This window comes from Sphingobacterium sp. MYb388, assembly GCF_037479535.1.
Lineage (GTDB): Bacteria > Bacteroidota > Bacteroidia > Sphingobacteriales > Sphingobacteriaceae > Sphingobacterium > Sphingobacterium anhuiense.
In genome coordinates this window covers 985,190-997,697 of record NZ_JBBGYV010000002.1, presented here as the reverse complement: position 1 = coordinate 997,697, position 12,508 = coordinate 985,190, and the positions used below count along the sequence as shown (strand labels likewise).

Sequence of the window (12,508 nt, the reverse complement as noted above, 5' to 3'; positions counted from 1 at the left end):
TGTAAATTTATGCCATGAAAGCACAAAGAATATTCTTCAGCATCCTAGTTATACTTTTATCCCAACTTTGTTTTGCTCAAAAAGTTGAAACTAAAAACCTTAAAAATGGTGATCTTATCTTTGTAGAGGCGGAACAAGAAAATCTATCTGGAGCTATAAACCGTGTGACACAACGTGACAAAAAAAATTCTTTTGATCACATTGGACTCTTAGAAGTTGAGCATGATTCTATTTTTGTTTTACACGCAAGTTCCAAAAATGGATCCATACGTCAAAACTTAAAAGATTTTTATGATTCTCAAAAAAATAATCAAAACAATTTAGTCGTTTACAGACTAAAAAAAGAATATCAGAAAGCTATACCCCTAGCGATAAAAACTGCAAAAAATATGCTGGGAAAACCGTACAATTGGAGCTATATTTTAAATGAAAACACTTACTATTGTTCCGATTTTATCGAAAGAGCTTTTAGAAAATCTCAAATTTTTACCTTAGAGCCCATGACCTTCATCAATCCTGCTACGGGTGAAATAGACAACTTTTGGAAAGATTTTTATAACAAACAAGGACTGGAAGTTCCTGAAGGAAAACTAGGTTGCAATCCCAATGGATTGGCAGCGTCAGAAAAATTAACAAAAATCGGTTTTCTAACACCCTTAAATTAATTAGAATATCATTAAAATTAATTTTTATCGTAACTTACGACCACCATCAAACATACAAATTATATGAGTCCAAGCCTAATCAACACGTTGAAGAAGCAATATAAAATACTTTCTGGAAAAATATCATCATTCAAGATCGAACATAAATGTCCACATGTTTGGTACGGAAATTCTTATGGTGGATTTTTTGTCAATCCAGATCTGCTGCATCCCGATGCGATTGTATACTCTTTTGGAATAGGACAAGACACTTCTTTTGATGATGCCATTATACAAAAGCACAATTGCCATGTCCATGGCTATGACCCAACACCGAAATCAATTGAATGGATAGCGCAACGATCAGATCTATCTCCCAAATTTCATTTTCATCCGTTCGGATTGGACAAGGAAACCAGAATAACCCATTTCAATTTACCAAAAAACAAAGAGCATGTCTCCGGCTCCATCATTAACCATCAAAATGTTGATGAGAATAATATGGTAGAAGTACAAATGAAATCACTTATAGATATTGTATCTGAAAACAACCATAGCTACATCGATGTGCTAAAAATGGATATTGAAGGCTCAGAATATTGCGTCATAGAAAGTATTCTAAATTCATCCATCGAGATCCGCCAGATTTTATTAGAAATACACGAAAGATTTTTTGATAATGGAATTGAAAAAACAAAAGAGTTATTAAACTCTTTACATCAACATGGATACAAAGTATTTGGGATTTCTGATACTTTAGAAGAAATTTCTTTTATTAAAGTCTCTAGTTAATATCATTTCAGAATTAATTATCTCATGGACATTTTCAAGGATTACATAAAAAAAAGAATAGCCGTTACAGAAGAACAACTTGAACAGATCACGTCTAGTTACACCCAAACACATGTAAAAAAAAAGAGCTTCATTCTGCGGGCAGGGGAAATATGCAATTTTGAAGGATTTGTAAAGAAAGGCTGTTTTAAAATTTTCTATTTGACTCCAAATGGAGAAGAACATATTTTATACTTCGCTATAGAAGAATGGTGGATATCAGATATTGCCAGCTTCAATGATCAAGAACCCGCTCAATTATATATTCAAGCTTTAGAAGATTCTGAAATACTAATAATCTCGAGAGAACAGAAAGAAAAACTCTTCACTAATTGTACTCAAGTAGAACGGCTATTCAGAATTATGTCCCAAAGAGCTCAAGTAGCATCACAACATCGCATCATTGCGGCTCTGGGATTTACGGCGCAGGAGCGCTATCTGGATTTTATTAAACGTTATCCAAAAATATACCCCAGAATATCTAATTTGCAGCTCGCATCTTATATCGGAGTTACACAAGAGTTTTTAAGCCGATTAAAAAGGCAGATCCTAAAACCAAAAAAATAGTACATTTTATTGATGTAGGTCAATTTTTAAAACAGCATTATTCGTCATCTTTGTACAAGTTAATACAACAATTTATTTGTTTATCGACAAACATTTTGAACAAGATTACTGTTAAAAAAGATAAAAAGAAAGATTATGAATAATTTATTGAAAATTGTAGCAGCCACAGTCTTAATGATCAATGGCGCCTTAGCACAAGTAAAATGGAGTGCAGATCCTGCACATACAAACGCAAGATTTGATGTAAATCACTTAGGGATAAGCTTTGTCGATGGTGAATTCACGAAAGTATCCGGATCCATTGATGCTCCGAACAAAGAAAGTTTTGATAATGCAAAATTAGATTTCACGATTGATGTCAACAGTATTGACACACGAATAGATGCTCGTGACGGCCATTTAAAATCAGATGACTTTTTCAATGCAGAGAAATATCCAACAATGAAATTAAAATCTGTTTCTTTTAAACAGGGTAAAAAAGGAAAATATGTATTAATCGCCGATCTAACAATCAGAGATGTGACAAAGAAAGTTACTTTTGACGTTACTCAGAACGGAGGAATCATTACTGATCCTTGGGGAAAGACACGGGCTGGTTTCACTGCGAAAACTACTATTAATCGCTTTGATTTCGGAATGAAATATAATGATAAATTACCATCAGGGGTTGAAGCTGTCGCAGCAGATGTGGCTATCACAGTAAATACAGAAATCGTACTGAATTAAGAAAATAAACAGATAAAAGCCCTTAAGTAAATACTTAAGGGCTTTTATTTTAAAATCCATTCATCATGCCACCGTCAAGTGGAATATTGGATCCCGTGAGGTAGCTCGCATACTCAGAACAGATGAAGGCGACAAGATAACCGTACTCCTCGGGTCTGCCCAATCTATTCATGGGAACTTGCTTCAATCGCAAAGACAAAGCCTCTTCATACGGTATATCTAGACGCTCCGCATCCATCTGTGTCAATGATTGAATGCGCGCAGTATCAAATAGACCTGTCAATACACTGTTAACTGTTATATTATGAACGGCAACATCTTTCGCTAATGATTTGCTCCAGCTCATTAATGCCGTACGCACTGTGTTCGATAATACCAAATTTGACATTGGCTCTTTTACAGTTAACGAAGAAACATTAATGATACGCCCATAACCCGCACTTTTCATATGAGGTAATGCCAGATCTGTCGTATAACAGTGAGTCTTAAATAATAAGTCAAATGCCCGTTGATAGTCTGCTAATGATTGATCTGCAATAGTGCCGGCCTTCGGACCATTGGTATTATTAATCAATATATCAACAACATGATGAGTAAAATACTGGGATATTACACGTTGGTATTCTTCAAAATCATTAAAATCTACGACAAGATAACGGTGCTGCTGTCCTCTACTCCTATCTAATGTAGCAAGTGCAATTTTCAGCTTCTCTTCATTTCTAGCCATTAAAGTGACAGATGCACCATGTAAGGCTAATTGTTGTGCTATTGCGCAACCTATACCACCAGAACTGGCACCAACCAATGCTTCCTTATTTTCTAAATTTATTTGTATCATATTATTTTATATCATGTCTAACCTCTATTGACTAATCTCGATTTTTAGCACGTATCATAGCTATAAATAGATAAATCGATAAAGAAAAAGAAGTTCCTAAAAACACCCATGCCCAAACTGGAATTCCTAAAAATTTAGGCTCAACATGCGCGATAATAACCATACCTGCAAGCATATTCAAGGACAAAACCATAATTCCGATTACAATACGGTTAACGCCTTTTCTTAAGATCTGGGTAAATGACTTAGCACTGATCAAGTGGTGATTAAGCGTGAAATTTCCAAGCTTTATTTGCCTAAATAAGCCTCTAAGATCATCAGGAAGTTTTTCAATATCACGAGCAAAAGAAAAAGCCTTATTCTTCCCTTTTTCAAATAAATATTTTGGATCCATTCGCTCCCGCATAATACGGTTTGCAAACGGTCTTATACTCTTCATAATATTCAAGTTTGGATTGAGTTGTCTGCCAATTCCCTCCATTAATGATATGCCTCGAATAAGCTGATAGATATATTCAGGAAAATAAAGACGGTTATCCCCAATGATCGTCCATAATTTATCAAATAATGACTCCAAACTTATATCTCCCAATGAGACGTTATCAATCAGATCAAAAATCTCATACAAAGAACGTTCAAATCTAGCACGATCAGGAATATTACTCACAACCGCCACATCTTCTATCGTATCAGCTAGATGCATCGCATTGGAAGAAACTGCCGCCTGGATAAACTCTTCTAAATTTTGTCGGTCTATACCTAACAATTTACCCATATTTCCAAAATCAATAAAAGCTAGTTTACCATTTGGAAGCACAAGTAAATTACCAGGATGAGGATCGCCATGAAAGAAACCATGTACGATCACCTGTTCTAAATAAAGATTGATGCCATTATCTACAATCTCCTCTAAATCAAGCCCCATAGACTGCAACTTCTCCTTATCCGTCACTTTAACACCGTCCATAAATTCCATTGTCAGGATACGATCAGAACTTATTTTCGGATAAACTTTAGGAACACTGATTTTGCTGTTGCCCTTAAAGTTTTTGGCGAAACGCTCTATGTTATGACGTTCATTTAACAGCGAAATTTCCTGAACCAAGGTGGTTGCAAAAGAGTCAACAATTAATGGTAAATTAAGGTTGTGCAAAGGTTCACTATAGCCTACCAAAATCCGGGCAATATCTCGCATTAAAGATAAATCCGTTTTCAGAATCTCATCGACTTGAGGCCTACGAACTTTAACAACAACATCTTTTCCATCCATGAGTTTCGCCTTATAAACCTGGGAAATAGAAGCGGCGGCAAAAGGTTCTGGATCAATAGAAGCGAAATGATCATCAAAAATAATATCCAGTTCCTCTTCAATATAACTTTTGATATCAATGCTAAATGGATCAACACGATCTTCCAAAAACTTCAATTCTTCAATAAGCTCTTGTGGCAATAAACCCTCGCGTGTAGAGGCAGACTGCCCAAGCTTAACAAATGCTGGCCCCAACTCTTCCAAGGCCATTCGAATACGTCTGTAAACGGAAATATTCTCGACATCAACACCTATTTCTAAAGAAGTTTTACCGGTATTCCAGGGGAGTCTGTTTAAGATATCGCGAAATCCATATTTAGCAAGTACGCTAATGATATGAGAACTACGCTGTATTTTTTTAGCTGAATGCTGCATCATAACCTTTTATTCGATTAGATCATCAAGATACAAAAACCTTGCCCACAAATCGAATTGAGAAACTCTTTTAAAGATTGATAACTCAAAATAAAACAGTTTTATTACAATTACTCTTCCTCTAGGGCATCGATATTTTTTTTGATCATTTTCAAATATTTGCCATAGTAGTAATAACTCATAGACTCAATACAAACAACCAAACAAATCAAACCTGCAAAAACCCCAAGAATAAAAAATATGATAAACGAGGAATCATTTTCCCAAGTAGCACCAAAATGATAAATCTTATCTGCCCACTCCGCAGAATGACCTAAAGAGAAAAATATGAAACAAATAAGAATTCCCTGAGGAACTAATAAATAAGAAGACATTTTATAAGTTTCAATCGAAAATTTTAAATCGTAATACAACTTTAACAGATTTTCACGGGAACTTAATAGTTCAAATTGCTTTGTGGTTTTATAAAAATAAAAAAACTTTTTATAGTAAAATAGACTGGATATGCACATTTGAAGTAATAAAAAGTAATAGGCAACTTTTGTATATCCTGTGATCATATAGGTATCAATGTTGGGCAATAACATCAAAAATGTAATTGCACACAACCATGAGAAAAATTCCATTTTAATATTTCTCCTCAGTTTCACAAGAATGCTACCAACGGATTTATAATGATTAAGATTTGGATCAATCTCAAAATTATTTTCCGCTTGTTTATTCCATTGTTCTTTTAATTCATCAAAATTCATAACCTTGTGTTTTAATAATCTGTTGCAATTTTTCTTTGGTTCTGTTCAATTTAACACGTGCATTTACTTCAGAGATACCGAGATTAATAGAAATATCGCGATGACTTTGTCCTTCCAAAAACAGAAAGATTAATGCTTTCTCTACAGGATTCAGATGTTGAACTGCTTGATAGAAATAACGTAACTGCTCCTCTTTTCTTTCCGAATCAAATTCATCTACGACATCAATATCAACAGTAAGCTCATGCTGATCAGGCCGGCGTTTCTCCTTTTTGAAATACATGAGGGCAGTGTTAATTGCCACACGATACAGCCAGGTAGAAAATAAACTCTCCTTCCTAAAGGAGCCATAAGACCGCCATAACTGCATAACAATTTCCTGAAATAAATCCTGCTGATCCTCTAAGTTGTCCATATACATTCGAGACACCTTAATGATAGCACCTTTATTCTGCTCTATCTGTTTTAAAAATTGCTGTTCGTCTGGCTTTATCATTAATCGTGTAGCCTCTTAATGTAATTAAGTTTAATATACAGGATTAGTACCGCATTTTTGAAAATGTTACAGTCAATATTTAAAAAAAAGAATCTTTTGCATTTTATTCACTATTTTAGGTTGAAAACAAAAAATATCATCGTATGGATAAAATATTTTTTAAAGGTCAGGTATTATGGGCGCAGATTGATCCAAATCGGCATTTACGTCACTCCGCATATGCAGACTTCTGTGCACAAGCAAGAAGCAATATGTTAAATAAAATTGGATTATCTCTAGAGCAATTTGCTAAACATCACATAGGCCCCATCCTATTTAGAGAAGAGCTACTATATCATAGAGAAATTCATCTCGATGAAGAAATTTATGTTGAAGTAGAATTAACCAAATTCAATATTTCCAATAGCCGATTTTCTTTTAGGCATATCGTTTTTAAAGCAGATGGAACAAAAAGTGCTACCATTAATGTCGATGGTGCTTGGCTAGATTTAGAAAAAAGAAAATTAACATTCATTCCTCAAGAATGGAATCATTTTATGGATAAAATTCCTAAAGCGGACGATTACACAGAAATTTTAGAATAAAAAAAGCTTCAAGGAATTTACTCCTTGAAGCTTTTTTCAATAAACACATATTACTTAACTTCTATTAATCTTTTTGCTACAATAGCATCTTCTCTCTTGCCCACTGTCACTACTAAAACACCATCTTCGTAGACCGCGTCAATATTGCTGTGATCTACCGTTTCAGGCAATGCAAAAGATCTTGAAAAAGAAGTGTAATTAAACTCTCTTTTACTAAATAATTTCTCTTCACTTACTGACTCTTCTTTTTTCTCAGCAGATATAGTTATTATTTTTTTATCTACATTGATCTTAAAATCAGACTTCGTTAAACCTGGAGCAGCCAGCTCAATACGAAAAGCCTTTTCTGTCTCCGAAATGTTCACCGCCGGAACGCGGGAAATCAGACGATCCGAAATAAAAGAATCGTTAAACAAATTATCAAACACTGTACTTACAAATGGATTTACAGAATCAGTATTCAAGCTTTTTGTTGGAAATTTAATTAATGCCATTTTTTGTCCTCCTTTTATGTTTATACTTTATTTTTTATTAATCAATTTACATCAGTATTTCAATTCCCATACCAAAACATTAAAACAAAAAATACATAGACAAAATGTCTGAATAACTTATTTAAAGTTGACAATATGTCACTTTCGATATAAAGAAAGAAAATAACAAACTTAAAATCAAGCAATTTGAAAATAAAATTTTATTATCAAAAAAATATAAATTGTTTACACTTAGTTTTCAACATAGAAAAAATTGTAATTGATAGCCAAAAAAAAAAGAAAAACAAAAGCTGAACATATAATTAGTGTTTATCAATCAAAATTTAGTTAAATTAGATTACAAAGATGTATTGACAATCATAACATAGAAAAATATGAAGTGGAATCCCCAAATTTACAATCAATTTAAAGATATACGCAATCAACCATTTTACGATTTAATCAATTTTATTACTGAAGAACCACAACAAAATTGTATCGATATTGGCTGTGGTACAGGTGAACAAACTTTTATCCTGTCCAACAAGTTAAAAAACGCGCAATTTGTAGGTGTTGATTCTTCAGAAGCGATGTTATCGGAGTCTTCACAATTTAAAAATGACAGATTAGCGTTTAAAATAGCTACTACTGAGGATGTCCTCGATACAAAACAAAAATGGGACCTGATATTTAGCAATGCGGCATTACAGTGGTCTGATAACCATCAAACCTTATTTCCCGATCTTTTGTCGCTATTAAATCCCAATGGCCAAATTGCAATTCAAATGCCGATGCAATCGGATAATATCTTAAATCAAATTTTATTAACATTAGTACAAGAACAGCCATTTAATGACTATCTCAGTGGATGGAAAAGAGAATCACCAATGTTATCAATAGATCAATATGCGGCAATTATGTATGACGCAGGATTGATAAATTTGCAAATTATTCAAAAAGTATATCCCATAATTGCACAAAGTTCACAAGAATTACTAAACTTTATTTCTGGCTCTGCTTTAATTCCTTATCTGGACAAACTACAGGAGGATCAAAAAGAAGAGTTTATTACGGTTTATAAAAGTCGTATCGAACAAAAATTTCCCAAATTTCCAGCCATATATGCCTTTAAACGATTGCTACTATATGGAAGAAAACCCGTGTAAGCTCTTATGCGCCTGCTCTCATAGAATTCCATAATTGGATTAAGGTTTTGAAAAATTAATAAAAATCTCTTTTCCTGCTCTTGGTGAAATACTATTGTAACACTTTTCCATTTTGTCGATGGAAAAAAAAGGTCTGAAAAGCTTTTCATAAGTAACAACATCACCTCCAAAAGGAGGCCCAGGTGCTTCAAATGCTTTATCAAAAAGTAAACCAACAATCCGACCCTGTGGTTTCAGCAAGGATAATACTTTTTGCACGTAATCGGCACGTCTTTCCGGTGCAATCGCACAAAAAAAAGTTTGTTCCAACAACAGATCATATTGCCTCTCGTGTTCAAAAAAATCTGTACAAAGAATCTTTATAGCAGGATATCCCGCAAATTTTTCAATCAATCCTTTAACTGCTTCTTCAGCAAAATCAATTAAAGTAATGTCAGTGAAATTATTCTCTAATAAGTAGACCGCTTCGTAGGCATTTCCGCAGCCCGCTATTAAAATTGCCGCATTTTTATTAGGGTATTGCGCCATATACGCGGTAATAGCCGGAGAAGCATAACCGATATCCCAACCGGTTTGATTGTTCTGCCACTTCGTATTCCAATAGTTTTGATCCAGGACAGGCTGTACTGTTTTAACTGGAAATTGTTTTTTAATCTTATTATTCATACACCTAATAATAAATAATGATCACTTAATACAACTGTTGAACATCTACGCTTACCTAATCAAAAGTCATATTTGTGCAATTTGAATAAATAAATTTAAAATAATTTTGCTTAGTGTAAAAATAACACTTATATTTGTGTCATCATAATTTAGGTTTATAATTGGTTATAAAGGTTTTCATTCTCCCCGTTTGAAAACCTTTTGTTTTTTAACAGAAAACCAAACTTATAACGTTAAAATTCACGTTTCAATTCCTTTAAACAAACATTTCATTCTATACTAAAATCGCTGGATAATTTTTTCACTACCTACTGTGTAATAACAAAATATCCAGCGACTAACTATGAAAGATCGAATCTTCACAAGAGCAATTATGCCGAAAAAGACTAATCACAATACGTTACGATTATATAGACTGCAATGCTAATTTGACATGTTCATCAATCAAAATTAGTCTTTTGCTCCTTCGTATATTATTATTCTTTTCAGGTACACTCAGATTGGGATCAAAAGAATACACTTGATTTCCTTCAACCGTTGCAACATCTGCTTTCCAACCATCCCATTGATAGTCTTGATAAAATAAACCAAGGTCTCCATTTAATGACCAATTAATGAAGTCTGCGTAACCGCATTCCAAACTTTCCCAACGCAAAGTATTTGGAGCAAAGTAATATATTTCACCTATCTCTTCCCCCAGCTCCCCAGCATTAATTGCAAAATATCCACCCAAAACATCATCAGCAATCAGTAAGAAGCCCCCTTTCTCTCCTTCATTGACATAGGTCTTACCTTTATTCCACTCCATCATACCTCTATTCAGCTTTGTGGAACCCGAACCTAAGATACGTAACCATCCATTTTCAATTAGAATACCCCCTGTTTCAAAAACAATAGCCCCCATCGGCGATTTAGTTGAAATCTGCAAGCGTAACAACTCCTCATCAGCTCGCTTAGAAACTCTTGGCAAAGTTTCAAAGGTATTCTTTGAATTTTCCATCCACTTTTGTACAAGTGCCCAACCAAATCCATCCTTATTTATTAAATCTTTTAATGTTTTCATCATCTAATCTTTTAAAAAAAACATACGGTGATGATAAATACATTATAACCTCCAATATTTTTCACTTATTATATTTTCAACTATTACTGATATGATAACCCCACTTTACCTTCATTGAATATAATTCAAATGGTACTATAATAAAACAGGGTAAAAAGTAATAGTGCGCATTTTTCTCCATCAATAACGTATAAGATGCTTTATGCTAAGCATAATATTCAATCTGTTTTCAAAATAGCAAGCAATACCTTATCCCAAAATCAAACAAAGAAAACGCTACTGCAAAGAAATAAAAAAGAAACGAATAACCCGTAAAAATTAAGGTTAAATCAAAATAGGATACAATTCGAAAAAAATATTAAAAAAAATTTGTCTTAGTGTACAAATAACACTATATTTGTGTCATCATAATTTAGGTTTATAATTGGTTATAAAGGTTTTCATTCTCCCCGTTTGAAAACCTTTTGTTTTTTAACAAAAAAACAACTTACCAATTCATACTTAGACTAAGAAGACAAGTCAATATTCTATTACCCCTACCATCATACTGTTCTCCATTCAAAAGAAAATACTGAAAAAACAGGAGCCTTTCGGAGCTAATTTTCCTACTTCTAGATTTCCGTATTATTTCTCTTCAAAAGTATTTAGCCAGACTTATCAATTGAAGTAATACATACACAATAAATATCCTAAACTTAAGTTCAACTTGATTAAAAATACAATAAAGGAACTGGAAAAAGACTGGCTACACTGGATCTATATCCAATAAACATAGGACTTCTGTGGACTTGTTAATGTTTTTTCAATTCTTATATTTCCATAATAATAAAGGATACCTATCTTTACTTATCTAGAAACAAGTCAACGAGTACGATAAAACTAGATGATGAACAAAGCTTTTGAAATAGACAAAAACTAACCATAAATAGAAAAACTATGAAAATTCAAAAAATGGTATTAAAACTATCACTTTTGTTAAGTTTTATACTCACAACTGAGCTTGCAACCGCACAACTTGGAGGCTTTCTCAATAAAGTAGGAAAAGTAGCAACAAGTAAAGGCACACAAGCACTAGGTTTGGACAAACTACTCAAAGAACCCGAAGCGATATCCACAAATTTTGAAGATGTAGATAGAAAAGGTGAGCAGATGCCAAGTTTTCAACAAGATGCAAATTATAAGCCATTACAGGAACTTCCCAGAAACGCCAAAGATGGTTATATTTTACAGGCTGGTCATTTCGAGATGACAAACAAAAGCTACTGCTTAAAAGCGGGCACTCATGCGCCATCATCGGGAGATGGTTATATGTATGCACCCACCTTAGGTAAGAAAAAAGAAGTTGTTACAGCCATACTTAAAAGTGCTGAACAACATCCCGAAGTAAAACAAAGCGATATTCAGATGCTTTTATGGACAATAATAGCTAAAACAAAATTTATCGATTACGCTGGCTCCGTAAAAGAAACAGCATTGACATTGCTAACACCTAAACAACTTTTGCAACTAGAAGGGGGCGCACTTGGAATTTTACCTTTTGATGCAATGGCTGCTGCCAAAGAACAATTGCCTGCATCGCTGCGCGCAGTCTTTGAAGCTGAAAATAATATTAGAAGCCTAGTTTCTTCAGGTAATTACTCCTATGAAGAATTTGAACAATATGCAATTTTGGCGGGTATGGCTATGCCAAGAACAGATACACCAAGTGGAATTTGGACATTACATCCTGATGGTTACTATATTCGTTATTTCCCTAGTGGATATAGCATAACCCGTATTCAAATTTATGTACCTGAAGAATTAATAAAACCAGGTAAAAAATTAATCTATGATGCGACAGACGATATCTCATGTCCTGCAAATAATGGTTCCCAACGTTTAGCGCAAACAAACGAACCGATTCAAAATCATGAATAATTGAACAACCAAATAAAAAAGCCAGACATGGTTACTGTTTCTCACAATATGATAAAAACGCAACCTTTAAAATTAACGGGCTAATATCTTCCATGATGTTA

At 33.7% G+C, this 12,508-nt stretch carries 14 protein-coding genes; 7 read left to right on the top strand and 7 right to left on the bottom strand.

The window, feature by feature from the left end; all coding sequences use genetic code 11:
- The first annotated feature begins 14 nt into the window (after nt 1–14).
- The 4 genes from WH188_RS09945 to WH188_RS09930 all read left to right on the top strand — a co-directional run bounded on the left by WH188_RS09945 (nt 15) and on the right by WH188_RS09930 (nt 2,768).
- Entirely contained in the window at nt 15–665 is a 651-nt protein-coding gene (locus tag WH188_RS09945; RefSeq protein ID WP_132770122.1) for a YiiX/YebB-like N1pC/P60 family cysteine hydrolase, read from the top strand.
- A 63-nt stretch (nt 666–728) separates the two neighbouring features.
- Complete coding sequence (locus WH188_RS09940; RefSeq protein WP_132770124.1) at nt 729–1,436, top strand: FkbM family methyltransferase; 708 nt, start codon at nt 729–731, stop codon at nt 1,434–1,436.
- Nucleotides 1,437–1,460: 24 nt separating this feature from the next.
- Nucleotides 1,461–2,042, top strand: a complete 582-nt coding sequence (locus WH188_RS09935) for a Crp/Fnr family transcriptional regulator (RefSeq protein WP_132770126.1) — start codon at nt 1,461–1,463, stop codon at nt 2,040–2,042.
- A 135-nt stretch (nt 2,043–2,177) separates the two neighbouring features.
- The gene (locus WH188_RS09930; RefSeq protein WP_132770128.1) at nt 2,178–2,768 is read left to right on the top strand and encodes a YceI family protein; all 591 of its coding nucleotides are present in this window, start codon (nt 2,178–2,180) and stop codon (nt 2,766–2,768) included.
- A gap of 49 nt (nt 2,769–2,817) precedes the next feature.
- Here WH188_RS09930 and WH188_RS09925 read toward each other — a convergent pair whose 3' ends face one another.
- The 4 genes from WH188_RS09925 to WH188_RS09910 form a co-directional block, all read right to left on the bottom strand.
- On the bottom strand, nt 2,818–3,606 hold the full coding sequence (locus WH188_RS09925; protein WP_206368487.1) for an SDR family oxidoreductase: 789 nt from the start codon (nt 3,604–3,606) through the stop codon (nt 2,818–2,820).
- 31 nt (nt 3,607–3,637) lie between these two features.
- Nucleotides 3,638–5,293, bottom strand: a complete 1,656-nt coding sequence (locus tag WH188_RS09920) for an ABC1 kinase family protein (protein ID WP_168127441.1) — start codon at nt 5,291–5,293, stop codon at nt 3,638–3,640.
- A 107-nt stretch (nt 5,294–5,400) separates the two neighbouring features.
- Entirely contained in the window at nt 5,401–6,042 is a 642-nt protein-coding gene (locus WH188_RS09915; protein WP_168127440.1) for a hypothetical protein, read from the bottom strand.
- Nucleotides 6,032–6,538: an RNA polymerase sigma factor gene (locus WH188_RS09910; RefSeq protein ID WP_021191223.1), complete on the bottom strand. Its 507-nt coding sequence runs from the start codon at nt 6,536–6,538 to the stop codon at nt 6,032–6,034. Before WH188_RS09910 ends, WH188_RS09915 begins: the two co-directional genes overlap by 11 nt.
- A gap of 143 nt (nt 6,539–6,681) precedes the next feature.
- On the opposite strand from WH188_RS09910, the gene WH188_RS09905 reads away from it, so the two are divergent.
- Nucleotides 6,682–7,122 carry an acyl-CoA thioesterase gene (locus WH188_RS09905; RefSeq protein WP_132770134.1) on the top strand — a complete coding sequence of 147 codons (441 nt, stop codon included), beginning with the start codon at nt 6,682–6,684 and terminating at the stop codon, nt 7,120–7,122.
- Between the two features lie 50 nt (nt 7,123–7,172).
- Here the strand turns inward: WH188_RS09905 and WH188_RS09900 are convergent, their stop codons facing one another.
- Nucleotides 7,173–7,616, bottom strand: a complete 444-nt coding sequence (locus WH188_RS09900; RefSeq protein WP_021191225.1) for an Hsp20/alpha crystallin family protein — start codon at nt 7,614–7,616, stop codon at nt 7,173–7,175.
- Between the two features lie 374 nt (nt 7,617–7,990).
- On the opposite strand from WH188_RS09900, the gene WH188_RS09895 reads away from it, so the two are divergent.
- Nucleotides 7,991–8,761, top strand: coding sequence for a methyltransferase domain-containing protein (locus WH188_RS09895; protein ID WP_168127439.1), 771 nt, complete (start codon nt 7,991–7,993; stop codon nt 8,759–8,761).
- 39 nt (nt 8,762–8,800) lie between these two features.
- Here WH188_RS09895 and WH188_RS09890 read toward each other — a convergent pair whose 3' ends face one another.
- Both WH188_RS09890 and WH188_RS09885 read right to left on the bottom strand, forming a co-directional pair.
- A complete protein-coding gene (locus WH188_RS09890) occupies nt 8,801–9,427 on the bottom strand; it encodes a methyltransferase (protein WP_132770138.1) in 627 nt (208 codons plus the stop codon).
- A 406-nt stretch (nt 9,428–9,833) separates the two neighbouring features.
- On the bottom strand, nt 9,834–10,493 hold the full coding sequence (locus WH188_RS09885; RefSeq protein WP_206368484.1) for a DUF2625 family protein: 660 nt from the start codon (nt 10,491–10,493) through the stop codon (nt 9,834–9,836).
- Between the two features lie 933 nt (nt 10,494–11,426).
- On the opposite strand from WH188_RS09885, the gene WH188_RS09880 reads away from it, so the two are divergent.
- Entirely contained in the window at nt 11,427–12,407 is a 981-nt protein-coding gene (locus WH188_RS09880) for a hypothetical protein (protein ID WP_132770140.1), read from the top strand.
- Nucleotides 12,408–12,508 lie beyond the last annotated feature (101 nt).

Coding starts and splice junctions, on each gene's coding strand:
- WH188_RS09900 (WP_021191225.1), bottom strand. CDS start 7,616: ATGGCATTAATTAAATTTCCAACAAAAAGCTTGAATACTGATTCTGTA.
- WH188_RS09890 (WP_132770138.1), bottom strand. CDS start 9,427: ATGAATAATAAGATTAAAAAACAATTTCCAGTTAAAACAGTACAGCCT.
- WH188_RS09920 (WP_168127441.1), bottom strand. CDS start 5,293: ATGATGCAGCATTCAGCTAAAAAAATACAGCGTAGTTCTCATATCATT.
- WH188_RS09930 (WP_132770128.1), top strand. CDS start 2,178: ATGAATAATTTATTGAAAATTGTAGCAGCCACAGTCTTAATGATCAAT.
- WH188_RS09910 (WP_021191223.1), bottom strand. CDS start 6,538: ATGATAAAGCCAGACGAACAGCAATTTTTAAAACAGATAGAGCAGAAT.
- WH188_RS09895 (WP_168127439.1), top strand. CDS start 7,991: ATGAAGTGGAATCCCCAAATTTACAATCAATTTAAAGATATACGCAAT.
- WH188_RS09935 (WP_132770126.1), top strand. CDS start 1,461: ATGGACATTTTCAAGGATTACATAAAAAAAAGAATAGCCGTTACAGAA.
- WH188_RS09915 (WP_168127440.1), bottom strand. CDS start 6,042: ATGAATTTTGATGAATTAAAAGAACAATGGAATAAACAAGCGGAAAAT.
- WH188_RS09885 (WP_206368484.1), bottom strand. CDS start 10,493: ATGATGAAAACATTAAAAGATTTAATAAATAAGGATGGATTTGGTTGG.
- WH188_RS09925 (WP_206368487.1), bottom strand. CDS start 3,606: ATGATACAAATAAATTTAGAAAATAAGGAAGCATTGGTTGGTGCCAGT.
- WH188_RS09945 (WP_132770122.1), top strand. CDS start 15: ATGAAAGCACAAAGAATATTCTTCAGCATCCTAGTTATACTTTTATCC.
- WH188_RS09940 (WP_132770124.1), top strand. CDS start 729: ATGAGTCCAAGCCTAATCAACACGTTGAAGAAGCAATATAAAATACTT.
- WH188_RS09905 (WP_132770134.1), top strand. CDS start 6,682: ATGGATAAAATATTTTTTAAAGGTCAGGTATTATGGGCGCAGATTGAT.
- WH188_RS09880 (WP_132770140.1), top strand. CDS start 11,427: ATGAAAATTCAAAAAATGGTATTAAAACTATCACTTTTGTTAAGTTTT.